The sequence below is a fragment of the Bordetella hinzii LMG 13501 genome (assembly GCF_001548475.1).
GTDB lineage: Bacteria > Pseudomonadota > Gammaproteobacteria > Burkholderiales > Burkholderiaceae_B > Bordetella > Bordetella hinzii.
Map to the genome: position 1 here is coordinate 61561 of NZ_LRUJ01000014.1, position 23738 is coordinate 85298.

Genomic DNA, 23738 nt, shown 5'->3' on the forward strand with positions numbered 1-23738 from the left:
GATAATGGCGGGGTTTGCCAATCCTGATCCGGAAATCCCCCGCATGTCCTCCACCACCGCCACTGATTTCGTCCGCTTCGCCCTTGACGAGGGTGTGCTGCGTTTCGGCAGCTTCAAGGTCAAGTCCGGCAGAATCAGCCCCTATTTCTTTAACGCCGGCCTGTTCAACAGCGGGCGCTCCGTGGGCAAGCTGGCGACGTTCTATGCCCAGGCCCTGCTGGACTCGGGCGTGGAATTCGACATGCTGTTCGGCCCCGCCTACAAGGGCATCCCGCTGTCCACGGCCACCGCGGTGGCGCTGGCCTCGCATCCCCAGGCGGGCGGGCGCGACATCCCCTTTGCCTACAACCGCAAGGAAGCCAAGGATCACGGCGAGGGCGGCACCCTGGTCGGCGCGCCGCTGGCCGGCAAGGTCGTCATCATCGACGACGTGATCACGGCGGGCACGTCGGTGCGCGAGTCGGTGGAGATCATCCGCGCGGCCGGCGCCGAGCCGGCCGCCGTGCTGATCGCGATGGACCGCATGGAGCGCGCCGGCCCGGACGACGCCCTGTCGCCGCATTCCGCCGTGCAGGACGTCGCCCGGACCTATGGTATTCCAGTGGTCAGCATCGCCTCGCTGGCCGACATCCTCAAATTGCTCGAAGACGACGCGCAATTCGCGGCGAATCGCGAATCGGTGCTGGCCTACCGCCAGAAATACGGCGTTTGATCCCGGCGCGGCATAAGAAAAGCGGCCCTCCACGGAGGGCCGCTTTTTCGTGCGGGGCCGCTCAGGCCGACAGTTTGGCCTTGAGCAGTTCGTTGACCTGCTGCGGGTTGGCCTTGCCGCGGGCGGCTTTCATGATCTGGCCGACCAGGGAGTTGAAGGCTTTCTCCTTGCCCGCGCGGTATTCGGCCACGATGGCCGGATGGGCGGCCAGCACCTCGTCGATCATGGCGCCGATGGCGCCGGTGTCGCTGATCTGCTTCAGGCCGCGGGCCTCGATGATGGCGTCGGGGTCCGCGCCGTTCTCGCCCGCCCACATGGCCGCGAAGACATCGCGGGCGATCTTGTTGGAGATCGTGCCGTCGATGATGCGGTTGATCAGGGCAGCGAGCTGGGCGGCCTGCACCGGCGTCTGCGCGATGTCTTTCTCTTCGCGGTTCAGCGTGGCGGCGAGCTCGCCCATGATCCAGTTGGCGGCCAGCTTGGCCTGGCCGGACGGCAGGGCGCGGGCCACGTCTTCGAAGTAGGCGGCCAGGCCGCGGCTGACGGTGAGCTGGGCCGCGTCATAGGCCGGCAGGCCATAGTCGGCCACGAAGCGGGCGCGCATGGCGCTGGGCAGCTCGGGCATCTTGGCGCGCACGGCGTCCACCCAGTCCTGGCCGATCACCAGGGTGGGCAGGTCCGGGTCCGGGAAATAGCGGTAATCGTGCGCGTCTTCCTTGCTGCGCATGCTGCGGGTTTCGTCGCGCTCGGCGTCGTACAGGCGGGTTTCCTGCACGACGGTGCCGCCGTCCTCGATCAGCTCGATCTGGCGGCGCGCCTCGTACTGGATGGCGCGCTCCAGGAAGCGGAAGGAGTTGACGTTCTTGATTTCGGCCCGGGTGCCGAATTCGGCCTGGCCGCGCGGGCGCACCGACACGTTGGCGTCGCAGCGGAAGGAGCCTTCCTGCATGTTGCCGTCGCAGATGCCCAGCCAGACCACCAGGCTGTGCAGGGCGCGGGCGTAGGCCACGGCCTCGGCGGCCGAGCGCATCTCGGGCTCGGTGACGATTTCCAGCAGGGGCGTGCCGGCGCGGTTCAGGTCGATGCCGCTGGCCGGCGCGCCGTTGGCCAGGCTGAATTCGTCGTGCAGCGACTTGCCGGCGTCCTCTTCCAGGTGGGCGCGGGTCAGATTGATGGTTTTTTCTTCTTCGCCCACGAAGAAGGACAGCGTGCCGCCCTGCACCACGGGCAGCTCATACTGGCTGATCTGGTAGCCCTTGGGCAGGTCGGGATAGAAGTAGTTCTTGCGGGCAAAGACCGAACGCGGGGCCACCTTGGCGCCGATGGCCAGGCCGAACAGGATGGCGCGCTCGGCCGCGCCGCGGTTCATGACCGGCAGGCTGCCCGGCAGCGCCAGGTCCACCACGTTCGCCTGGGTATTGGGCGCGGCGCCGAAGCGCGTGCTGCTGCCCGAGAAGATCTTGGATTCGGTGGAAAGCTGGACGTGGGTTTCCAGCCCGATGACGATTTCCCATTCCATGGTCAGGCGTCCTGCGTTGCCGGCGTGCGTTGATGCCAGTCGGTCACTTGTTGGTAGCGGTCGGCGATGGCCAGCAAGCGGCCTTCGTCGAAGTAGTTGCCGATGATCTGCAGGCCCACCGGGCGGCCGGCGCCGCCGAAACCGCAGGGCACCGACATGGCGGGCAGGCCCGCCAGGCTCACGCCCAGCGTGTAGATGTCGGCCAGCCAGTCGGCGGTCGGGTCGTCGCGGTTGTCGCCGATGTTCTTGGCCACGCCCGGCGTCACCGGCCCCATGATGACATCGCACTGGCCCGCGAAGGCGCGCTGGAAGTCCTGGGCGATCAGGCGGCGCAGGCGCTGGGCCTGCAGGTAATAGGCGTCGTAATAGCCGTGCGACAGCACATAGGTGCCGATCAGGATGCGGCGCTTGACCTCGTCGCCGAAGCCCTCGGCGCGCGAGCGGCTGATCATCTCGTTCAGGTCGCCGTACTGCGCGGCTCGGTGGCCGTAGCGCACGCCGTCGAAGCGGGCCAGGTTGCTGGAGGCCTCGGCCGGGGCGATGACGTAGTAGGCGGGGATGGACAGCTCGGTGCGCGGCAGCGAAATCGCCACGCGCTCGGCGCCCAGCGCCTCGAACTGCTTGAGCGCGGCTTCGACGGCGGCGGCCACGTCCGGGGCCAGGCCGGGGCCGAAGAACTCGGCCGGCACGCCGATGCGCAAGCCCTTCAGGGGCTGGCTGCCGCCGGCCTGGCAGCCCTGCTGGGCCGCGTCGAAGGCGGCGCGGATGCGGCCCGGCGCGTTCTGGACGCCGTCGCAGAACTCCAGGCTGGTGGCGTCGCGCGGGTCGAAGCCGCTCATGACATCGAGCAGTTCGAGCAGGTCGCGGCTGCTGGGAGCCAGCGGGCCGGCCTGGTCCAGGCTGGAGCCGAAGGCGATGATGCCGTAGCGCGAAACCGTGCCGTAGGTGGGCTTGATGCCGCTCACGCCGCACAGGGCGGCGGGCTGGCGCACCGAGCCGCCGGTATCGGTGCCGGTGGCCGCGGCCACCAGGCGGGCGGCCACGGCCACGGCCGAGCCGCCCGAGGAGCCGCCGGGCACGGCGGCCGGGTCCCAGGGGTTGCGGGCCGGGCCATAGGCGGAGTTTTCATTGCCCGAACCCATGGCGAACTCGTCGCAGTTCAGCTTGCCCAGCGAGACGGCGCCGGCGGCCTGCAGGCGCTCGACCACGGTGGCGTCGAAGGGGCTGACATAGCCGTCGAGCATCTTGCTGCCGGCCGTGCTGCGCCAGCCGCGGGTCACGAAGGCGTCCTTGTGGGCGATGGGGATACCGGCCAGGGGGCCGGCGGTGCCGGCGGCCAGGGCGGCATCGGCGGCCCGCGCCTGGGCCAGCGTCAGCTCGGGATCGATGTGCAGGAAGGCGTTCAGCCCGGCGGCGGCGGCCGCCGCCGCCAAGCTGCTTTCGGCCAGTTCGACCGCGCTCACGCGGCGTTCGGCCAGGGCGGCGCGCAGGCCGGCGATATCGCCGAATTCAGTGTGGGATAGGCTCATGGCTTACTCGATGACCTTGGGAACCAGGAACAGGCCGGCGCTTTGCTCGGGGGCATTGGCCAGCAGCTCGGTGCGCCGTTCGTCCGAAGCGATTTCGGTCACCGCGTCCTGGCGCAGGCGCAGGACGACGTCCTCGTGCGCCGAGAGCGGGTGGGCCAGCGGTTCCACGCCCTGGGTATCGACCGATTGCAGGCGCTCGATCAGGTGCAGGATGCCGTTGAGCTCATCCTGCGCCCGGGCGCGCTGCTCGGGGGTCAGTTCGATTCGGGCCAGGCGGGCAATCCGGGCCACGTCTTGTTCGTTCAGCGCCATGGGGGGAAAGGTCAAAAAACGGGGAGCGTAGCGGGTGAAGGAAACCTGGCAGTATGCACAGGTTGAACCCGTTACAAAGCTTGAATAGCTGCGATTTGTACGCTATTTCCAAGGAAATTATAAGTTATGATTCACGGTTTAATCGCTGCGGTCAGGGGCCACGGTGGCGTAGCCCGTCGCCCCTGAGGTCGCGGCTTGACCCTAATTCCTGAATCTAGCTGAGCTCCCATGTTCGGATTCCTCCGCAGTTATTTTTCCAGCGATATGGCGATCGACCTCGGTACCGCCAACACGCTGATCTATGTCCGGGGCAAGGGCATCGTGCTGGACGAACCGTCGGTGGTCGCCATTCGTCACGAAGGCGGCCCCAATGGCAAGAAAGTCATCCAGGCCGTCGGCCACGAAGCCAAGCAGATGCTGGGCCGCGTGCCCGGCAACATCGAGGCCATCCGCCCCATGAAGGACGGCGTCATCGCCGACTTCACCGTCACCGAGCAGATGCTCAAGCAGTTCATCCGCATGGTGCACCCGCGCAACATGCTGGCGCCCAGCCCCCGCATCATCGTCTGCGTGCCCTGCGGCTCCACCCAGGTCGAGCGCCGGGCGATCCGCGAATCGGCCCTGGGCGCGGGCGCCTCCCACGTCTACCTGATCGAAGAACCGATGGCCGCGGCCATCGGCGCCGGCCTGGCCGTCTCCGACGCCAGCGGCTCGATGGTGGTCGACATCGGCGGCGGCACCACCGAGGTGGCCGTCATCTCGCTGGGCGGCATGGTGTACAAGGGTTCGGTGCGCGTCGGCGGCGACAAATTCGACGAAGCCATCGTCAATTACATCCGCCGCAACTACGGCATGCTGATCGGCGAGCCCACCGCCGAGCTCATCAAGAAGGAAATCGGCTCGGCCTTCCCGGGCTCCGAGGTCCGCGAGATCGAGGTCAAGGGCCGCAACCTGGCCGAAGGCGTGCCGCGCAGCTTCACGGTCTCGTCCAACGAGATCCTGGAGTCGCTGACCGATCCGCTCAACCAGATCGTCTCCGCCGTCAAGATCGCCCTCGAACAGACCCCGCCCGAGCTCGGCGCGGACATCACCGACAAGGGTATCGCCCTGACCGGCGGCGGCGCCCTGCTGCGCGACCTGGACCGCCTGCTGCAAGAAGAAACCGGCCTGCCGGTGGTGGTCGCCGACGATCCCCTGACCTGCGTGGTGCGTGGCTGCGGCGAGGCGCTGGAACACCTTGAAAAGCTCGGCGCGATTTTCATCAACGACTAAGCGAGACCGGCCGGTCTGCGGGTCGCCTTCGCGCGATCCGGGCCGGCCTCATGCCAACGGGCCGACCGGCCCGGGCTGAGATTCATGCAACGACAAGGCACTCCACCGCTGTTCAGACGCGGCCCGCCGGCCGAGGTGCGGCTGGCCGTACTGGTCGCGCTGGCCCTGGCGCTGATTGTCGTCGATTCCCAATTGCGCATCCTTGAACCGGTGCGCCGCGCCGTGTCGGTGGCGCTCTATCCTTTCCAGCGGGCCGTGATGGCGCCGCGCGACCTCGTGCAGCAGGTCGACGAATGGGTCAACGCCGCCAATCTCATCCGCAGCGAAAACGAAGCCCTGCAGCGCCAGCGCATCGAACTGTCCCAGGTCGCCACGCACGCGGTGCAGCTGGCGGCCGAAAACGCCCAGCTGCGCCGCCTGCTGGGCGTCACCGACACGGTCGGCCAGCCGGCCACGGTGGTCGAGGTCCTCTACGAGCCGCCCAATGCCTTTCACCAGCGGCTGGTCTTCAACAAAGGCAGCAAGGCCGGCATCGCGCCGGGCATGCCGGTCATCGACGAGGGCGGCGTGGTCGGCCAGATCGTGCGCGTCACGCCCATGACGGCCGAAGCCGCCATGGTGACCGACGAGCGCATCTCGATTCCGGTGCAGGTGCTGCGCAACGGGCTGCGCCTGATCGCCTTCGGCGGCAATTCGCCCGGCGTCATCGAGGTGCGCTACCTGGCGGCCAATGCCGACATCAAGCCGGGCGACACCATCGTGACCTCGGGCGTGGGCGGCCTGTTCCCGGCCGGCCTGCCCGTGGCCAAGGTGACCTCGGTCGAGCGCGACACCGCCTCCGGCTTCGCGCGCGCCCTGTGCGAGCCGCTGGCCCATCCTGAACGCTATCGCCACTTCCTGGTCCTGCAGGTCGATGTCGCGCGCGCCGAAGCCAACCGCGAGGAGGCCGATGTTGGCGCCCCGGAATAACGCCGCCCAGCGCGCGCCGCGCACGTTGGGCACGCCCAGCAATGTCCAGCCCGAACGCCTGGCCCATCCGGCGCACGGCGCTTTCGTGTGGGGCACCTTGCTGCTGGTGTGGCTGCTGTCGCTGCTGCCCTGGCGGCAATGGCCGGCCTCGCCCGACATCCTGGCCCTGGTCATCGCCTTCTGGAGCGCCTACGAGCCGCGCCGGGTGGGCATGTTCACGGCCTTTGCCTTCGGCCTGCTGCTGGACGTCCATGACGCCGGCCTGCTGGGCGGCCATGCCCTGTCCTACACGCTTATCGCCTATGGGGCGCTCGCCCTGCATCGCCGCCTGCAACGCTTCGATCTCTGGAGCCAGGCCATGCACATGCTGCCGGTGTTTTTCGTGCCGCAGCTGCTGGCCCAGATCATCATGGCCTGGCTGGCCGGCCGCTGGGCCGGCTGGGACTGGGCCATAGGCGTGCTGCTGACCACGGCGCTGTGGCCCATCTTCGGCTGGGTGCTGCAATTGCCGCAACGCCGCTACGATGACGGCGAGTCGTCCGCCAACTGAGCGGGGCGCCCATGTTCGAGTTCAAAAAGACCAGCCAGCAGCAGAAGCAGCGCTTCCGCCTGCGCGCCTGGGTGGGCGGTCTTTTTGCGCTGCTGTGCTTCGGCGTGCTGGTCGGGCGTTTCTGGTTTCTGCAGGTCGACCGCTACGAAGGCTTTTCCGAGCGCGCCGACCGCAACCGCATCGCGGTGCAGCCCATCCCGCCGCGGCGCGGCGAGGTGCTGGACCGCAACGGCGTCGTGCTGGCGCGCAACTACCGCACGTACACGCTGGAAGTCGTGCCGGCCCGCGCCGGCTCCATCGATGAACTGTTCGAGCGCCTGACCCCGGTGGTCTACATTAGCCCGGCCGACCAGCGGCGCTTCAAGCGCCGGGTGGCCGAGTCCAGCCGCTACGCCAATCTGGTGCTGCGCAACAATCTCAACGAAACCGAGGCGGCCTGGTTTTCGGCCCATGCCTTCGAGTTTCCGGGCGTGGAGCTGCGCGCGCGCTGGGTGCGCGAATATCCCCAGGGCGAAGTGGCCGCCCACGTCGTGGGCTATATCGGCCGCATCGCCGAGAACGACCTGGACGAACTCGAAAAAAGCGGCCAGCTGGGCAATTACCGCGGCACCGACGTCATCGGCAAGAAGGGCATCGAGAAAACCTGGGAGCAGGCCCTGCATGGCCGCACGGGGCTGGAAGAAGTCGAAGTCACCGCGGGCGGGCGCCCGGTGCGCACCTTGCGGCGCATCGATCCCGTGCCGGGCTCGGACATCATGCTGTCCATCGACCTGGATTTGCAGCGCATCGCCGAAAAAGCCTTCGCGGGCCGCCGCGGCGCCCTGGTGGCACTGGACCCGGACACCGGCGAAGTGCTGGCCTTCGTCTCGCAGCCGTCGTTCGATCCCAATCTCTTCGTCGACGGCATCGATGTCGAGAACTGGCGCCGCCTGAACGAGTCGCCCGACCATCCGCTGATCAACCGGCCCCTCTCCGGCACCTATCCCATCGGCTCGACCTACAAGCCTTTCGTGGGGCTGGCCGCGCTGGAGCTGGGCAAGCGCCGCGCCACGGATCGCATGCCCGACCCCGGCTATTACGAGTTCGGGGGACAGAAATTCCGCAACGCCGCCGGCGCGGTCTTCGGCATGACGGACATGCACAAGGCCATCGTCGTGTCCTCGGATACGTATTTCTATTCGCTGGGCCCGGAAATCGGCGTGAACGCGCTGCACGATTTTTCCAAGCAGTTCGGCTTCGGCCAGATCACCGGCATCGACCTGGAGGGCGAGCGCGCGGGCGTGCTGCCTTCCACCGAGTGGAAGCGCCGCGCCTACAAAGACCGCGAGCGCCAGCGCTGGTACGCGGGGGAAACCATCTCCGTGGCCGTGGGGCAGGGCTATAACGCCTTTACCTTGCTGCAGCTGGCGCAGGCCACCTCGACGCTGGCCAACAACGGCCTGTACCGCCGGCCGCACCTGGTGCACGCCGTGCGCGATTCGCGCTCCGGCGAGCTGGCCGCCACGCCTTCCACCCCTGACTACCGCATCCCCCTCAAGCAGGCCAACCTTGACGTGATCAAGGGCGCCATGGCCGATGTGATCCGCTCGGGCACGGCGCGGCGTCCCTTTGCCGGCGCGCCCTACCAGGCCGCGGGCAAGACCGGCACGGCCCAGGTCTTCAGCCTGCGCGGCGGGCAATACCGGGCTTCGGCCCTGGATGAGCGCCTGCGCGACCACGCGCTGTTCATGGGCTTCGCGCCGGTGGATCATCCGCGCATCGCCGTGGCCCTTATCGTCGAGAACGCCGGCTGGGGCGCCAGCGCGGCCGCGCCGGTGGCGCGCGAAGTCTTCGATTACTGGCTGGGCCCCCAGCGCCAGGACAAGATCGTGCGGCCGCAGCGGCTCGCCGCCGAGGAGACCTCCCAATGAAGCGCCTGGGCCTCATCCTGCTGCGCGTGTTCACCGCCTTTGATTGGCCCTTGCTGCTGGTGCTGGTGCTGTTCGCCGCGCTGGGCCTGACGGTCATGCATTCGGCGGTCGGCAGCACCGACTGGCGTTTCGCCGAGCAGTCGCGCAACTTCGTCATCGCCTTCTTCGCCATGTGGATCATGGCGCTGGTGCCGCCACAGACCCTCATGAAACTGGCCTTGCCCTTTTATGCGGTGGGCATCGTGCTGCTGCTGGGCGTGGAGTTCGCCGGCGAAACCAGCAAGGGCGCCACGCGCTGGCTGAACCTGGGTTTCACGCGCATCCAGCCCTCCGAGATGATGAAGATCGCCGTGCCCATGATGCTGGCCTGGTACTTCCAGCGCCATGAGGGGCAGGTCCGTATCCGCGACTTTTTGGTGGCCGCGCTCATGCTGGCCGCGCCCTTCGGCCTCATCGTGCTGCAGCCCGACCTGGGCACGGCCCTGCTGGTGTTCGGCGCGGGCTTTTTCGTGATCTATTTTGCCGGCCTGTCCTTCAAGCTGCTGGTGCCGGCCGTGCTGATCGGCGTGATCGGCATCGGCACCTTGGTGTACTACGAAGACCAGCTCTGCGAGCCGGACGTCGACTGGGTGGTGCTGCATGACTACCAGAAGCACCGGGTGTGCACCCTGCTCAACCCCAGCTCCGACCCCCTGGGCAAGGGCTTTCATACCATCCAGTCCATGATCGCGGTGGGGTCCGGCGGACTCTATGGCAAGGGCTATATGCAGGGGACGCAGACCCACCTGGACTTCATCCCCGAACGCACCACGGACTTCATCTTCGCCGTCTACGCCGAGGAATTCGGCCTGTACGGGGGCGTGGCGCTGCTGGTGCTCTATAGCCTGCTCATCGCGCGGGGGCTGGCGATCGCGACGCGCTGCGCCAGCCAGTTCGGCCGCCTGCTGGCCGGTTCCATGACCATGATGATGTTCATCTATGTGTTCGTGAATGTCGGCATGGTCACGGGCATCCTGCCCGTGGTGGGCGTGCCCCTGCCCTTCATGAGTTACGGCGGCACGGCCCTGCTGACCATGGGCGTGGCCTTCGGCATCATGATGAGCATCAGCCGCTCCAAGCCCCTGAAGGCCTGAGCTTTACGGGCTTTCGCCGCGGCCCGGGGTGCCGCCTCAAGCCCGCGGCGCGGGAGCGGGCACGCCCAATTCGTCGCCCAGCTGCTTCAGGCTGGCCCAGATGGCCGGGGCGAAACTGATGGCATCGCGGTTGAGTTCGCGGTTGGCCGCCTCGTACTCGCCGGGGTATTGCACCCGGTCCACGCCTGGCTGCGGCGGGCAGGCGTGCAGGTACTCGATGAAGGCGTCGACTTCATGGGTGCGCCAGCTGGCATTGAAGTCCACCTGCGGATCGAGCAGCACCGCGAACATATTGTTGGTGGCCACGCCCTGGCGCGGGTTGTCCGGCTGTATGGTGCCGCCGCCGGAGAGCACGCCGGCCAGCAGCTCGGCCACCAGGCCCATGGCGTAGCCTTTGTGGCCGCCAAAGGGCAGCAGCGCGCCGGGCGGGTCGGTGAACAGGGCATTGGGATCGGTGGTCGGGTTGCCCGCGGCGTCGATCAGCGAGCCCGCGGGCGCCTGTTCGCCCTTGGCCGCCAGCACCCGCGCCTTGTTGACGGCGATAGCGCTGGTGGCCATGTCCACGATCAGGGGCGGCCTGCCGCCGGGCAGGGGGCCGGCAAAGCACAGCGGATTGGTCGTCAGGCAGGCGCGCGCGCCGCCGAAGGGCGCCACCGTCGGGGCGCGGTTGATCACATTGGTGAAGGCCAGCAGGATCAGGCCGGCGTTGGCGGCCATTTCGCCGTAGTGGCCCATGCGGCCCAGGTGATGGCTGCGGCGCAGGGTGAGGATGCAGGAGCCCAGTTCATGGGCGCGCGCGATGGCGGCTTGCACCGCCATCTTGCCCACATGCTGGCCGAAGCCGTTGTCGCCGTCGAAGGCCAGGAAGCTGCCGTTGTCGGTCAGCAGCTGCAGCCGGCCGTCGGCGCGCACAAAGCCGCCTTTCAGCACGCGGGCATAGTTGGGCAGGATGGACAGGCCGTGGCTGGTATAGCCTACCCGGTCGGATTCGGCCAGGTGTTCGGCCACGTCGCGGGCGATGTCCCGCGGCACATCCTGGGCGCTGAGCAGGTTTTCGCCGTAGGCAATGGCATCGGCAATCGCGATTTTCATCCCTGGCTCCTTACAGGATGCCCAGCCAGCGCCAATAGGTCATGCCCATCAGCAACATCAGGCCGAAGCCGATGATGGTGATGATGATGCCCACCTTGGCGAACTGTTTGGCGGTGAAGGTCTCCGTACCCAGGCAGACCATGTTCTGCGGCGCGTTGATGGGCAGGATGAAGCCATAGCTGACCACGAAACCCAGCAGCATGGTCATGCCCAGGCGGTTGAAGTCGCCTGGCAATGTCTGCAGCACCGAGATCAGGATGGGCAGCATGGCCGAAGTCAGCGCGGTGGCGCTGGCGAAACCCAGGTGGATGAGTATGAGAAAGGCCGACAGGATGGCGAAGATCATCAGCGGGCTGACATGATCCAGGCCGGTGTGGGTGACCACCTGGTTGCCCAGCCACTGGCCGGCCTGGGTCGACAGCAGGGCCGAGCCCAGGCTGATGCCCACGCCGAAGACGATGACCGTGCCCCAGGGGATGCGTGATTGGACGTCTTTCCAGGTCATGACGCCAAAGCGCGGCAGCATGAGCAGCACCAGGCCGAAGTAGGTGGTCGAGGTGGTGTCGAAGTTGTGCAGCAGTTTTTCGGTGGACCAGAACAGCAGCAGCAGGATGGACACCGCCAGCAGGCGCTTCTGCGGCGCGCTCATGGGGCCGAGCTCGCGCAGCTCGCGCTCCACGGCTTCCTTGCCGCCGGCGATTTCGTCGCTTTCGGGCGGCAGCATCTTCAGCACGATGAAGATCAGCACCGCCGACATGATGATGGACCACGGTGTGCCGGCGATCAGCCATTCGGCCCAGCTCACGCGCTGGCCCAGCATTTTTTCCATGAAACCGACGGTCAGCAGGTTCTGCGCGGCGGCGGTCTGGATGCCGACGTTCCAGATGCTGGTGGCCTGGGCCACGATGATCATGATGCCGGCGGCGATGTTGGAGCGCTTGTCCACGCCGAAGGCGGCGATCACGCCCATCATGATGGGCACCACGGCCGCGCTGCGCGCGGTGGCGCTGGGCACCACCAGGCTGAGCACGATGGTGACCGCGATGGCGCCCACCAGGATGCGGCGCGTGCTGGTGCCGATCTTGGACAGCGTGACCAGGGCGATGCGTCGGTCCAGGCCGGTGAAGGTCATGGCCGCCGCGATGAACAGGGCGCCGGCCACCAGCGCCAGAGCGGAGTTGGAGAAGCCCTGCAAGGCCATGGTGATGGCCGCCGAGGTGCCGATGAGCACGTCGGGATTCTTGACGGAAGGGGCCGTGCCCAGCAGGAAGGCCATCAGGGTGGTGACCATGATGGCGCTGGCTTCATAGGACACCGCTTCGGTGACCCAGACCACCACCGCGAAGGCGAGGATGGCCAGCATGCGATGGCCGGCGATGGGCAGGTCGGCGGGCGTGGGCAGGAGCAGGACGGCGACCAGGGCGATGATACCGGCGACCAGGCCTATCGGGATTTTCTTTTTGGGGGCTTGCTGGGCAGGGACAGCGGCTTGCGCGGTCATATCCATCTCCGTTTCTGAGTCAAAACTGCGACGAAACAAGCGTAACAACTAGAGGAAAACCCGCATTGATGGCGATCAAGCTAGCACGGTTTTGGCCTTGTGGGCAGAGGGGGGGCCGATTATGCTGCGCGGTTAACCGGCGGGCGCCGGCGTCAGGGCAGCGCCAGCCGCAGGTGTTCTTCGAGATGGACGGTGGGCGCCACGCGCCAGCCGCTTTGCGCATAGCGCAGCCAGCGCCCCATGACCAGATGGGTCAGCAGGCTGGCATGGGCGGCGACATTGGCCTGGGCGGGCAGGCTGCCCTCGCTGACCGCGTTGCGCAGGCATTGTTTCAGGGTTGCCTCGATGCGGTCGTTGATGTGGTTGATGCGCTCTTGCAGGCGATTGTCTTCGGTCACCAGCGCGTCGCCCGTCAGCACGCGGGTGATGCCGCGGTTGCGCTCGGCGAAGGCCAGCAGCATCGAGACGGTCTTGCGGGTTTGCGGCAGCGCCTGGGGCTCGGCGGCCGCGATTTGGTTGATGAGCGTAAAGAGGGTCGTCTCGATGAATTCGATCAGCCCTTCGAACATCTGCGCCTTGCTCGCGAAGTGGCGATAGAGCGCCGCCTCGGAGACCTGCAGGCGCGCGGCCAGCGCGGCCGTGGTGATGCGGGCAGCGTGGGGCTGCTCCAGCATCTCAGCCAGCGTTTGCAGAATCTGGGTCTTTCGTTCGCCGGGTTTGGTCGCCATGACGGAGCCGTGGTCGGGGCAGGTTGACTGTCAGCCCCGCAGCGGGCGGCGGCGCAACAGCAAGTCAGTGACGCAGTTTACCCGCAAGTCGACGTAACCAGGACGGTGCCGGTGGGCGCGGGCAAAAGGCGTGCCGGGGTGGTAGACGTGCACCGTGCGCACGCCGGCGCGCCGGGCGCCGCGCAAGTTGTCCAGCGTGTCCTCGACCAGCACCGCGCGCCGGGCGGGCACGCCCTCGCGGGCGAGCACATAGCGCAGCAGCGCCGAGGAGGGCTTGGGCCGGAACTCGCCGTGCAAGCGCATCTGCTCTATGCCCCAGAGCGCGTCGAACTGCCGCAGGATGCCCAAATGGCGCAGCACCGCGCGCGCATAGTGCAGCGGCGCGTTGGTGAGCAGCACCTTGCGGCCGGGCAGCCGCTTGAGCTTGTGCGCCAGGCCTTTCTCGGCGCGCACCAGCGGCCGGACATCGAAGTCATGGCTGCGGTGCAGAAAACGATGCGGATCCACGCCGTGGTGGCGCACCATGCCGATCACCGTGGCGCCGTAGCGCTTCCAGTAGGCGGTGCGGAAACCATTGGCCGTGTCCGCGTCCACCTCCAGCAGCTCCGACACGGCGCGCGTCATGCCCGCGTCGATCTGCGGAAAGATGGCGTGCGACGTGTCGTGCAGGGTGTTGTCCAGGTCGAACAGCCACAGCAGGCCGTCGTCGCACGGCTCGCGGCGCGAGCGGCGCACGCGCGCCGCCGGCCGCGACAACTGGCGGCGCGCCAGCATCAGTGCGAGCTGATCATGGTGCCCACACCCTGGTCGGTGAGGATCTCCAGCAGCAGGCAGTGGGGGACGCGCCCGTCGACGATGTGGACCGAATTCACGCCATTCTTGGCGGCATCCAGGGCCGAGGAGATCTTCGGCAGCATGCCGCCCGAGATGGTGCCGTCCTCGAACAGCTCGTCGATGGTCTGGGCCGACAGGCTGCGCAGCAGATTGCCGCTCTTGTCGAGCACGCCCGGGGTGTTGGTCATCATCAGCAGCTTTTCGGCGCCCAGCACCTCGGCCATCTTGCCGGCCACGACGTCGGCATTGATGTTGTAGGCCGTGCCGTCCTCGCCATAGCCGATGGGCGAAATGACAGGGATGAACTGGTCATCCTGCAGCGCCTTGACCACGGCCGGCTCCACGCGCGTGATGTCGCCCACGAAGCCGATGTCCAGCGGCTGGGCGGGATTTTCCTTGTTGCTCATGAGCTTCTTGCGGGCCTGGATCAGCATGCCATCCTTGCCCGTCAGGCCCACGGCCTTGCCGCCGACCTCGTTGATCATCATGACGATGTCCTGCTGCACCTGGCCGCCCAGCACCCACTCGACCACTTCCATGGTCTCGGCGTCGGTCACGCGCATGCCCTGCACGAAGGTGCCCTGCTTGCCGATGCGGCGCAGCGCGTCGTCGATCTGCGGACCGCCGCCATGCACGACCACCGGATTCAGGCCGACCAGCTTCAGGAGCACCACGTCGTGGGCGAAGCTGCGCTGCAATCGTTCTTCCGTCATGGCATTGCCGCCGTATTTCACCACGATGGTCTTGCCATGGAATCGTCGGATATAGGGCAAGGCTTCGGAGAGAACGGCGGCTTTGACAGCGGGAGACATTACGGCGGCAGGGTCAGGGGCGTCGGTCATGGCAACAGTTATGAACCTAAGAAAAAAAGATGGAAAAAAGTGCCTGCGCCCATGGCGGGTGGCGGCATGGCGGCAAGCACAGTCCGAATTGTAGTCAAGACCGTTGGCATATGCGTCGGCGCCATGTCCATATGGCCGACAAACGGGCGGGTTTGCAGTAAATTGGGGGCGTTTTTGCAACGGCCGGGCGGCTTTTGCCCGGTCCGGCCCCCTAGAATCAACGATATCAGAGGCAATTCGATGACATTCAAGCTCCTGCGCTCGGCGCTGCTGCTCTCCGCCCTGGCCCTGGGCGCGACCCAGGCCCAGGCCGAGAAACTGACGATCGCCGCCACCCAGGTCCCGCACGCCGAGATCCTGGAGGTCGTCAAGCCCGTGCTGGCCAAAGAAGGCGTGGAACTGGACATCAAGGTGTTCAGCGACTATGTCCAGCCCAATCTGCAGGTGGCCGACAAGCAGCTCGACGCCAATTTCTTCCAGCACAAGCCCTATCTGGACAGCTTCAACAAGGACCGCAAGACCAGCCTGGTGCCCGTGGCCCTGGTGCATGTCGAGCCCTTCGGCGCGTATTCCAAGAAGATCAAAAAGCTCGACGAGCTGAAGACCGGCGCCTCGGTGGCGATTCCGAACGATCCGTCCAATAGCGGCCGCGCGCTGGTGCTGCTGCAAAAACAAGGCCTGATCAAGCTGAAAGACCCGTCCAACATCCTGGCCACTCCGGTCGATGTGGTCGAAAACCCCAAGAAGCTCAAGTTCCGCGAACTGGAGGCCGCCATGCTGCCGCGCTCGCTGGACGACGTGGACCTGGCCCTGATCAACACCAATTACGCCCTGGAAGCCGGCCTGGTGCCGACCAAGGACGCCCTGTTCATCGAAGGCTCCGACTCCCCTTACGCCAATATCGTGGTCACGCGCGAGGACAACAAGGACGCCCCGGCCGTCAAGAAGCTGGTGCAGGCCCTGCACAGCGACGCCGTGCGCAAGTTCATTGTCGAGAAGTACAAGGGCGCCGTCGTGCCCGCCTTCTGAGGCCTGCCCCGGAATGCAAAGAGCCTTCCTGCGGGAAGGCTCTTTTGTTTCTGCCCAGGCTGGCGTCAGCCGGCGGCCAGCGCTTTTTCGACCGTGGCATGGAACTCCGCCACGTCGTACTCACCCAGGTAACGCTTGATGATGCGTCCCTCTTTGTCAATGAGGAAGGCCGTGGGCGTCAGCCGAACATCGCCGAAGGCCCGCGCGATGTCGCCCTTGCTGTCCAGCGCCACCGGGAAGGGCAGCTTGCGGGTCTGGGCGTAATTGAGCACGTAGTTGGGCGGGTCGTACTGCATGGCCACCCCGATGGCCTCATAGCCCTTGGGCGCATAGCTGTTATAGGCCGAGATCGTGTCCGGCATCTGCTTGATGCAGGTCACGCAGCTGGTGGCCCAGAACTTGACCAGCACCACCTTGCCCTTGAGATCCTGCATGGAGACCTGCTTGCCGTCGAGCAGGGTGAAGACCACCTGGGGCGCGGCCGGCGCCGGGCGCCAGACGAACCACGCGCCGATGCCGGCGATGATTGCCACGGCCAGGGCGAGAGCGAGCTTTTTCATTTGATGGGCATGAGTTCGATGCCGCCGTCCGAGCCGCCGCCGCCGGTGCCGCCCGGGGCGGCGCCCTGGGTCGTGGTGGAGGCGCCCGACTCGATGGGCGCGGCCTTGCCGTTGTTGTTGCCGGACAGCCGGACCGCTTCTTCGCGGCTGATGATGTCGAACAGTTTTACCACTTTTGTGATGCCGCCGACACCGGAGGCCGCGTTGGCGGCGTAGTCGCCTTCCGATTGCGTGACCATGCCCATGAGGTAGACCACGCCCTTGTCGGTCGTGACCGAGATGGTGCGCGAGGGCACATACTGGGCATTGACCAGGGCCGTGCGGACCTTGGAGGTCAGCCAGGTGTCGTTGGAGCGCGTCGAGAAAGCCGCGGCCGGGCCGACGGTCAGCTGGTTGCTGACATTCTTGACCTTGTCCACGCCCTGGGCGATGGCCGTGGCCTGGGCCCGGTCGGCTTCGGTGGGGACGTCGCCGGTGAGCAGCACCTGGCCGTTGTACACCATGGCATTGACGCGGGCATTGCTGCCCAGCTTCTGGCTGATCTGGCTTTCCACCCGGAAGGTGATGTTCTGGTCATCGAGCTGGGTGCCCGAGCTGCGCCTGTCGGTGGCCACCACGGCGGTGCCGGCGGCGGCCCCGCCGACCACCAGCGGCACGCAGGCCGACAGCGAGGCGGCGGTGGCGGCCAGGGCCGTTGCCAGGATCAGGGGACGGGCCGCGCGTCGCGCTTTGGGCATCATCATTCGGTGTCTCCAAGCAATAGGGCATCGATACCGTCGCACAGGGCATGCAGCAACAGGATGTGTATTTCCTGGATGCGCATGGTGCGGTCGTGCGGAACACATAGATGGACGTCATGCGGCGTGATGAGTTCCCCGATGACGCCGCCACCCTTGCCAGTCAGGGCGATGACGTGCATCTCGCGGTCGTGCGCGGCCTGCATGGCGCGCACGACATTGGGGGAATTGCCGCTGGTGGAGATCGCCACCAGGACGTCGCCGGGCTGGCCCAGGGCACTGACCTGGCGCTCGAAGATCTCGTCAAAACCGTAGTCATTGCCCACCGCCGTGAGGATGGAGGTGTCGGTATTCAGGGCGATGCCGGCCAGCGGCAGGCGGTCGCGCTCGAAGCGCCCCACCAGTTCGGCGATGAAGTGCTGGGCATCGGCGGCCGAGCCGCCGTTGCCGCATGCCAGAATCCGGCCATTGTTGGCCAATGCCGCGAACAGCAGTTCCACCGCGGCCGACAGCGGCTCGGACAGGGCGTGCATGCTTTGTTCGCACAGCGCCATCGCATCGCGGAAGTGCGACGTCATGCGAGAGGTCATATCCATGGCGCGGATTATCTCACGGGGCCGCGCCAGCCGATCAGCCCCGGCGGCGCCGGCAGCGTAACGGCTGTGACTGAATGTCGGGCTGGAAGGCGTCGCGCAGCCACCGGGGCCGGCCGGCTTCGAAGGCCAGCACGTCAAAGCGCAGGGGCCGCCCGGCCAGGCCCGCCTGTATCTGCCACAGGGCGGCCGCGCGGGCCAGCCGCGCCTGCTTGGCCGCGCCGATGCTGGCCGCCGCGCCGCCGCAGGCCATGCTGCCACGCCAGCGGACCTCGACCACGACCAGCAGCGGCCCGTCCTGCATGACCAGGTCCAGTTCGCCATGGCGGTTGCGCACGTTGCGCGCCACCAGGCGCAGCCCATGGCCGCGCAACAGGCGCAGCGCCGCGCCCTCGGCGCGCCGCCCGCGGAGGTGGCGCGGGTCGGGACGGACGGAGGGCCGGCACAGGCGCGGCAGCAGGTCGGCAAGGCGCATGGGGCTACACTGGCAGGGTTTTCACCGCCGCGGTTTCCCTTATGAATCAAGAAGTCACATCCTCTGTTGCCGGCGACGCCTGGCGCCGGGTCGCCGAGCGGGTGGCCGCGCAGCATTGGCCCGAGGGGGCGCTCTATGTCGTGGCCACGCCCATCGGCAACCTGGGCGACCTGGGGCTGCGCGCCTGGCAGGCCCTGGCGCGCGCCGACGTCATCGCCGCCGAGGACACCCGCGCCAGCCGCACGCTGCTCGATGCCTGGGGGATCGCCACGCCCTTGATGGCCGCGCACCGCCACAATGAGGCGCAGGCGGCCGAGGCCATCTGCCAGCGCCTGGCCCAGGGTCAGCGCGTGGCCTTGGTCTCCGACGCCGGCGCCCCGGCGGTCAGCGATCCGGGCGCGCGGGTGGTGCGCGCGGTGCGCGAGGCCGGCCATCTGGTGGTGCCCATCCCCGGGCCCAGCGCCGTCATCGCTGCCTTGATGGGCAGTGGCGTGACCACGGACGAGAATCCCGCCTTCGCCTTTGCCGGTTTCGCGCCACCCAAGGCGGCGGCGCGCCAGCGCTGGCTGGCCGACTGGGGCGCGCTGCCCGCGCCGGTCCTGATGTTCGAGTCGCCCCACCGCCTGGCGGCCACGCTGGCCGATCTGCTGCAGGTCTGCGGGCCCGGACGGCGGCTGACCGTGGCGCGCGAGCTCACCAAGCGCTTCGAGGAAATCGTGACCTTTCCGCTGGCCGAGGCCGCCGCCTGGCTGGCGGGAGATGCCCACCGCGAGCAGGGCGAATTCGTGTTGATCCTGCATGCCGCCGCGCCCAGCCCGGATGCCGGCCCGGCCGATCCGGCGCTTGACCGTCTGCTCGACGCCCTGCTGGAAAGCGTCTCGGTGCGCGATGCGGCCCGGATCGCCGCCAAAGCCACCGGCCAGCCGCGCGATGCCCTTTACCAGCGCGCCCTGGCCCGCAAGGCAGGCGCATGAGCCGCATCATGGACGACAGCGCGGCGCTGGACATCGAGACCCCGCTGGGTGGCCTGCGCCTGTTGGCCAGCGGGCCTTTCCTGTGCGGTGCATGGTTCCTGGACCAGGAGGACCTGGGGCTGCCTGCGCGCGCGCAGCCCGGCGAGGCCGAACTCGGCGTGCTGCACCTGGCCCGGGAGCAGCTGCGGCAATGGTTCGACGGCCAGCGCCGCGCCTTCGATCTGCCGCTGGCGCCGCGCGGCACGGCGTTCCAGCGCGCGGTCTGGGACGGCCTGCTGGCCCTGCCTTTCGGGGTGACGGTGAGCTACGGCCAGCTGGCGCAGCGCATCGGCCGGCCGCGCGCCGTGCGGGCCCTGGCGCAGGCCGTGGGACGCAATCCGATTTCCATCATCATCCCCTGCCATCGCGTCATCGGCTACGACACCGCGCTGACCGGCTTTGGCGGCGGCCTGCAGCGCAAGCATGCGCTGCTGTCGCACGAAGGCCACCGCTATCCGGGCCATACGGCGCGGGCGCGCCGGGTCTGTGACGGGCAGATGGACCTGCCCTGGTAGGCGGCGGTCTATTGCGACGCCAGGCTGGGCAGGATGCCGGTGCGGTCGGAGACGCGCTGCACGGCATCCATGGCAGCTTCGCGCGAGGCATAGGGCCCCATGCGCACGCGATACAGGTTGTTGGCTTGTTCGACGATGGCCGCCGGTTCGCCCGCCATCAGGCCGTTGATCCGGCTCACCAGGCTTTGCGCGTTGCCCGGCTGGCTGAAGGCGCCCAGTTGCAGATAGATCCCCGTGCCGCGCAGCGCCGTGGCCGGGGGCTTGGGCGCCGGTTCGGGCAACGGCAAGGCCACCGGCGCGGCGGCGGGCAGATCGGTCAGGGCGATGGGCTCCGGGCCCGCCGGCGGGGGCGCGGCCCCGGCCAACATGGTGCGGATTTCGCTGGGCAGGATGCGTTCGACCACCACCGCGCCGCTGCCCGGGCCGATGATGCCCAGCTTATAGGCCGCCACATACGACAGGTCCATGATGCGGTCGCTGTGGAAGGGGCCGCGGTCGTTGACGCGCACGATGACCGTCCGCCCGTTGAGTTTGCTGGTCACGCGGGCGTAGCTGGGCACGGGCATGGTCGGGTGCGCCGCCGTCATGCTGTACATGTCGTAGGGTTCGCCGATCGAGGTCGAGTTGCCGTGGAATTTCTTGCCGTACCAGGATGCGATGCCCTCCTGGCGGAAGGGCCGCTCGCTGGTGTCGGGCACATAGCGCTTGCCGAAGACCACATAGGGCCGGTTGGCGCCGCTGGCCAGGGGTTCCAGGCGCGGCACGGCGTCCGGGATGCTGTCCAGGTTGGACGGCGGGTTGGCGCCCGGGCCGTCGTCCTTGTAGTAGCCGCCGCCGCGTTTGCCCGTGCTGCCGCAGCCGGCCAGCGCCACGGCCAGCACCAGCATAGCCAGGAGGGCGAGCGGCGACCTCATGCGGACTCGTCGGGCAGCTGGGTGCGGTGGCGCACCAGCAGCGGGTCGTGATCGCTGAAGCGGCGCGCCAGTTCCTCGACCACGTAGACCGAACGGTGCTGTCCGCCCGTGCAGCCCACGGCGACGGTGAGATAGTTGCGCGTGTCCAGCGTGTACTGCGGCAGCCAGCGGCGGATGAAACCGTCGATGTCATCGATCATGCGATGCACGATGTCGAAACCGGCCAGCCATTCGGCCACGGGCTGGTCGCGGCCGGTCAGGGGACGCAGGTTGCGGTCGTAATAGGGATTGGGCAGGCAGCGCACGTCGAAGACCAGATCGGCGTCGCTGGGCACGCCGCGCTTGTAGGCGAAGGATTCGAAGGTCAGCACCAGGGGCGGACGGTCGGCCTTGATGAGATCGCGTATCCAGGCGCGCAATTGCCCCGGCGTCAGGTCCGAGGTGTCGATCACGTGTTCCTGGTCGCGCAGCGGCGCGAGCAGCTCGCGCTCCATGGCGATGCAGTCGGTGAGCGAGGCCGGCTTGCCGCCGCGCGAGACCCGGTCGGTCAGCGGATGGCGGCGGCGCGATTCCGAATAGCGTTGCGCCAGAGTGTCCGTGTTGGCATCCAGGAAGACGACCGACAGCTCCGTGCCCATGGCGCGCAGCGCCGTGATGACATTGGGCAGTTCGGCCAGCTCGCCGGGCGAGCGCACGTCGATGGCCACCGCGACGCGCTCCATGCCGTCGTCGCGCGACGCGGCGACGAACTCCGTCAGGAAACGCAGGGGGAGGTTGTCCACGCAGGTAAAACCCGCGTCTTCGAGCATGCGTAGCGCGACTGACTTTCCGGAGCCGGAAATGCCAGTGATGAGGACGACTCTTAACATGGCTATGATTGTGGCATGGTTTTGCCGGCGATGGGCCGGTAAGGCCCGTGTCATGGTGCCGCACGGTTGCGTGGGAGCGTCACCTGGGTCTATCTCTTTGAACCGCGCCCCGGGCGCCGAGAACGATAACGAGATGTTAGTTCCCAATTCTCTCAGCGATATTGCAGGAAGATGTCTGGCACTTTGCCTGCTGGCCTGGCCCCTGGCGGCAGCCGCCCAGCAGGCGCGCCTGGAACCCGGTACCATGGCCGCGCGCGTGGCGGCCTGTACGGCCTGTCATGGCGAGCAGGGCCGGGCCGGCCCCGATGGCTATTACCCGCGCCTGGCGGGCAAGCCCGAAAGCTATCTGTACCAGCAATTGCTGCATTTCCGCGATGGGCGGCGGCAATACCCGCCCATGACGCACCTGCTCACAGGGCTGCCTGACGGTTATCTGCGCGAGATCGCGGCCTATTTCTCGGATCAGCATGTGCCTTATCCAGCCGCCCCGCCCGCCGAGGGCGGGGCGGGCCAGCAGGCCCGCGGCCGCGCCCTGGTCTTCGAGGGCGACCCGGCGCGTGGCCTGCCCGCCTGCGTGAGCTGCCATGGCCAGGGCCTGGGCGGCATGCTGCCGGCGATCCCCGGCTTGCTGGGCCTGCCGCGTGATTACATCGTGGCGCAAATCGGCAGCTGGCAGAACGGGCTGCGCCGGGCCGCGGCGCCCGATTGCATGGCGTCGGTGGCCCACAAGCTCACCCCGCAAGACGTGGGCGCCTTGTCGTATTGGCTGTCGGCGCAGCCGGTGCCCGGGGACTATGCGCCCGGGGCGGGCCAGCCGCTGCCGGTGGCCTGCGGCAGCCAGGAAGGGGCGGTCCGATGAAAAAGTGGATGACGCTCATCGCCCTGGCGCTCGCCGCACTGCTGGCGGCCGCGGCCGGCCTGGTGTATTGGCTGGGCACGCTCGAGGAGCCCGTGCCCGAGGCCTCGCGTCTCGATGCCGCGACGCGGGTCGAGCGCGGCCGCTACCTGGCGCAGGTCGGCAATTGCGCGGCCTGTCATACCGCCCGCGGCGGCCAGCGCTATGCCGGCGGCACGCCGGTTCCCACGCCTTTCGGCACGATCTACGGTCCCAACATCACGCCCGACGCCGAAACCGGGATAGGCGGCTGGAGTGCGGAGGATTTCTGGCGCGCGCTGCATGAGGGCAAGGCGCCGGGCGGCCGGCTGCTGTATCCGGCGTTTCCGTACACCGAGTACACGCGCATGCCGCGCGAAGATGTCGACGCCCTCTATGCCTATTTGCGCACCGTGCCGCCAGTCAGGCAGGCCAGCCGTCCGCCCGCGCTGGATTGGCCTTATGACCAGCGCGTGCTGCTGGCCGCCTGGCGCGCGCTCTATTTCCGCGCTGGCGCCTACCAGCCGGACCCGACCCAGTCGACGCAATGGAATCGCGGGCGCTACCTGGTGCAGGGCCCAGGGCATTGCGCGGCCTGCCATGCGCCGCGCAATTCGCTGGGCGCGACCCAGGATGGCGGGCGCCTTCCCGGCGGTGTGATTCCCGTCATCCAGTGGTATGCGCCGCCCTTGAACAGTGACGCCCTGCGCGGGCTGGGCACCTGGCGCGCCGAAGACATCGCCAGTCTGCTGCGCCACGGCATGGCCACCCCTTCGGTGGCCACCGGGCCGATGGCGGAGGTGGTGCTGGGCAGCACCCAGCACCTGAGCGCCGACGATGCGCAGGCCATCGGCGTCTATCTGAAAGCCCTGCCGCCGGCGGTGGCCCTGCCTGACAGCAAACGCGCGCCGACCGCCAGCGTCATGCGCATCGGCGAACGTCTGTACGGCCAGCATTGCGCGGCCTGCCACCAGGACAACGGCCGGGGCAGCGGCCCGGCCTGGCCGCCGCTGGCCATGAATCCTTCGGTCACCGCGACCTCGCCGCTGAACACGATACACATGGTGCTCGATGGCGGTTTCGCCCCGGCCACGGCGGCCAATCCCCGGCCGCATGGCATGCCGCCTTTCGGTCCTTTCCTGGATGACAACGACATCGCGGCGGTCGTGACGTATATCCGCAGCAGTTGGGGCAATGACGCGGGCGCGGTGAGTTCGCTGGAGGTCAAGCGCGCCCGCCAGAACGCGCGCCCCTGA

General features: G+C 67.8%; 25 protein-coding genes. 11 read left to right on the top strand and 14 right to left on the bottom strand.

Annotated features, from left to right (window positions below; translation table 11 throughout):
* Positions 1 to 4 precede the first annotated feature (4 nt).
* On the top strand, positions 5 to 712 hold the full coding sequence (gene pyrE / locus AXA74_RS11485) for an orotate phosphoribosyltransferase (protein WP_095075162.1): 708 nt from the start codon (positions 5 to 7) through the stop codon (positions 710 to 712).
* 61 nt (positions 713 to 773) lie between these two features.
* Here pyrE and gatB read toward each other — a convergent pair whose 3' ends face one another.
* Genes gatB through gatC form a run of 3 tightly spaced genes read right to left on the bottom strand, consistent with a single transcriptional unit; the run spans position 774 to position 4072 of the window.
* Entirely contained in the window at positions 774 to 2231 is a 1458-nt protein-coding gene (gene gatB, locus AXA74_RS11490) for an Asp-tRNA(Asn)/Glu-tRNA(Gln) amidotransferase subunit GatB (protein ID WP_029579996.1), read from the bottom strand.
* A 2-nt stretch (positions 2232 to 2233) separates the two neighbouring features.
* On the bottom strand, positions 2234 to 3760 hold the full coding sequence (gene gatA, locus AXA74_RS11495; RefSeq protein WP_029579997.1) for an Asp-tRNA(Asn)/Glu-tRNA(Gln) amidotransferase subunit GatA: 1527 nt from the start codon (positions 3758 to 3760) through the stop codon (positions 2234 to 2236).
* 3 nt (positions 3761 to 3763) lie between these two features.
* Complete coding sequence (gene gatC / locus AXA74_RS11500; RefSeq protein ID WP_029579998.1) at positions 3764 to 4072, bottom strand: Asp-tRNA(Asn)/Glu-tRNA(Gln) amidotransferase subunit GatC; 309 nt, start codon at positions 4070 to 4072, stop codon at positions 3764 to 3766.
* 228 nt (positions 4073 to 4300) lie between these two features.
* Here gatC and AXA74_RS11505 point away from each other — a divergent pair, with 228 nt between their 5' ends.
* The 5 genes from AXA74_RS11505 (at position 4301) to rodA (ending at position 9906) form a co-directional block, all read left to right on the top strand.
* Positions 4301 to 5344: a rod shape-determining protein gene (locus AXA74_RS11505; RefSeq protein WP_025515253.1), complete on the top strand. Its 1044-nt coding sequence runs from the start codon at positions 4301 to 4303 to the stop codon at positions 5342 to 5344.
* Between the two features lie 84 nt (positions 5345 to 5428).
* Positions 5429 to 6313: a rod shape-determining protein MreC gene (gene mreC / locus AXA74_RS11510; protein ID WP_029579999.1), complete on the top strand. Its 885-nt coding sequence runs from the start codon at positions 5429 to 5431 to the stop codon at positions 6311 to 6313.
* A complete protein-coding gene (mreD, locus tag AXA74_RS11515; RefSeq protein WP_095075163.1) occupies positions 6294 to 6863 on the top strand; it encodes a rod shape-determining protein MreD in 570 nt (189 codons plus the stop codon). Before mreC ends, mreD begins: the two co-directional genes overlap by 20 nt.
* 11 nt (positions 6864 to 6874) lie before the next feature.
* Positions 6875 to 8773 carry a penicillin-binding protein 2 gene (mrdA, locus tag AXA74_RS11520; protein WP_029580001.1) on the top strand — a complete coding sequence of 633 codons (1899 nt, stop codon included), beginning with the start codon at positions 6875 to 6877 and terminating at the stop codon, positions 8771 to 8773.
* Positions 8770 to 9906, top strand: coding sequence for a rod shape-determining protein RodA (rodA, locus tag AXA74_RS11525; protein WP_029580002.1), 1137 nt, complete (start codon positions 8770 to 8772; stop codon positions 9904 to 9906). The genes mrdA and rodA overlap by 4 nt, the downstream gene beginning before the upstream one ends.
* A 36-nt stretch (positions 9907 to 9942) precedes the next feature.
* On the opposite strand, the gene AXA74_RS11530 is transcribed toward rodA, so the two are convergent.
* From AXA74_RS11530 to argB, 5 genes are all read right to left on the bottom strand, one after another.
* On the bottom strand, positions 9943 to 10998 hold the full coding sequence (locus AXA74_RS11530) for an Ldh family oxidoreductase (RefSeq protein ID WP_032979628.1): 1056 nt from the start codon (positions 10996 to 10998) through the stop codon (positions 9943 to 9945).
* 10 nt (positions 10999 to 11008) lie between these two features.
* Positions 11009 to 12499 (bottom strand): DASS family sodium-coupled anion symporter, encoded by a 1491-nt coding sequence (locus AXA74_RS11535; protein WP_029580004.1) that lies wholly within the window; start codon positions 12497 to 12499, stop codon positions 11009 to 11011.
* A 152-nt stretch (positions 12500 to 12651) separates the two neighbouring features.
* The gene (slmA, locus tag AXA74_RS11540) at positions 12652 to 13227 is read right to left on the bottom strand and encodes a nucleoid occlusion factor SlmA (protein ID WP_029580005.1); all 576 of its coding nucleotides are present in this window, start codon (positions 13225 to 13227) and stop codon (positions 12652 to 12654) included.
* A 30-nt stretch (positions 13228 to 13257) separates the two neighbouring features.
* Entirely contained in the window at positions 13258 to 14001 is a 744-nt protein-coding gene (locus tag AXA74_RS11545; RefSeq protein ID WP_029580006.1) for a pyrimidine 5'-nucleotidase, read from the bottom strand.
* The gene (gene argB, locus AXA74_RS11550) at positions 14001 to 14903 is read right to left on the bottom strand and encodes an acetylglutamate kinase (RefSeq protein WP_029580007.1); all 903 of its coding nucleotides are present in this window, start codon (positions 14901 to 14903) and stop codon (positions 14001 to 14003) included. The genes AXA74_RS11545 and argB overlap by 1 nt, the downstream gene beginning before the upstream one ends.
* 240 nt (positions 14904 to 15143) lie before the next feature.
* Here argB and AXA74_RS11555 point away from each other — a divergent pair, with 240 nt between their 5' ends.
* Positions 15144 to 15932, top strand: a complete 789-nt coding sequence (locus AXA74_RS11555) for a MetQ/NlpA family ABC transporter substrate-binding protein (RefSeq protein ID WP_029580008.1) — start codon at positions 15144 to 15146, stop codon at positions 15930 to 15932.
* A gap of 65 nt (positions 15933 to 15997) precedes the next feature.
* On the opposite strand, the gene AXA74_RS11560 is transcribed toward AXA74_RS11555, so the two are convergent.
* From AXA74_RS11560 to AXA74_RS11575, 4 genes are read right to left on the bottom strand one after another with little or no spacing between them, the layout of a single operon-like run.
* Positions 15998 to 16492, bottom strand: a complete 495-nt coding sequence (locus AXA74_RS11560; RefSeq protein ID WP_032957908.1) for a peroxiredoxin family protein — start codon at positions 16490 to 16492, stop codon at positions 15998 to 16000.
* The gene (locus AXA74_RS11565; protein WP_032979641.1) at positions 16489 to 17232 is read right to left on the bottom strand and encodes a BON domain-containing protein; all 744 of its coding nucleotides are present in this window, start codon (positions 17230 to 17232) and stop codon (positions 16489 to 16491) included. The genes AXA74_RS11560 and AXA74_RS11565 overlap by 4 nt, the downstream gene beginning before the upstream one ends.
* The gene (locus AXA74_RS11570; RefSeq protein ID WP_032957904.1) at positions 17232 to 17825 is read right to left on the bottom strand and encodes a phosphoheptose isomerase; all 594 of its coding nucleotides are present in this window, start codon (positions 17823 to 17825) and stop codon (positions 17232 to 17234) included. The genes AXA74_RS11565 and AXA74_RS11570 overlap by 1 nt, the downstream gene beginning before the upstream one ends.
* Positions 17826 to 17859: 34 nt before the next feature.
* Complete coding sequence (locus tag AXA74_RS11575; RefSeq protein ID WP_032959509.1) at positions 17860 to 18297, bottom strand: YraN family protein; 438 nt, start codon at positions 18295 to 18297, stop codon at positions 17860 to 17862.
* 41 nt (positions 18298 to 18338) lie between these two features.
* Between AXA74_RS11575 and rsmI the strand changes: the two genes are divergently transcribed.
* Together rsmI and AXA74_RS11585 are read left to right on the top strand one after the other, a co-directional pair.
* Positions 18339 to 19271, top strand: coding sequence for a 16S rRNA (cytidine(1402)-2'-O)-methyltransferase (rsmI, locus tag AXA74_RS11580; RefSeq protein ID WP_029580012.1), 933 nt, complete (start codon positions 18339 to 18341; stop codon positions 19269 to 19271).
* Positions 19268 to 19825: a methylated-DNA--[protein]-cysteine S-methyltransferase gene (locus AXA74_RS11585; protein ID WP_032957901.1), complete on the top strand. Its 558-nt coding sequence runs from the start codon at positions 19268 to 19270 to the stop codon at positions 19823 to 19825. The genes rsmI and AXA74_RS11585 overlap by 4 nt, the downstream gene beginning before the upstream one ends.
* Before the next feature lie 8 nt (positions 19826 to 19833).
* On the opposite strand, the gene AXA74_RS11590 is transcribed toward AXA74_RS11585, so the two are convergent.
* Together AXA74_RS11590 and rapZ are read right to left on the bottom strand one after the other, a co-directional pair.
* A complete protein-coding gene (locus AXA74_RS11590) occupies positions 19834 to 20739 on the bottom strand; it encodes a septal ring lytic transglycosylase RlpA family protein (protein ID WP_032979629.1) in 906 nt (301 codons plus the stop codon).
* On the bottom strand, positions 20736 to 21608 hold the full coding sequence (gene rapZ / locus AXA74_RS11595) for an RNase adapter RapZ (protein WP_029580015.1): 873 nt from the start codon (positions 21606 to 21608) through the stop codon (positions 20736 to 20738). Before rapZ ends, AXA74_RS11590 begins: the two co-directional genes overlap by 4 nt.
* Before the next feature lie 133 nt (positions 21609 to 21741).
* Here rapZ and AXA74_RS11600 point away from each other — a divergent pair, with 133 nt between their 5' ends.
* Together AXA74_RS11600 and AXA74_RS11605 are read left to right on the top strand one after the other, a co-directional pair.
* Positions 21742 to 22467, top strand: a complete 726-nt coding sequence (locus tag AXA74_RS11600) for a c-type cytochrome (RefSeq protein ID WP_370736559.1) — start codon at positions 21742 to 21744, stop codon at positions 22465 to 22467.
* A complete protein-coding gene (locus tag AXA74_RS11605) occupies positions 22464 to 23738 on the top strand; it encodes a c-type cytochrome (protein ID WP_032979630.1) in 1275 nt (424 codons plus the stop codon). Before AXA74_RS11600 ends, AXA74_RS11605 begins: the two co-directional genes overlap by 4 nt.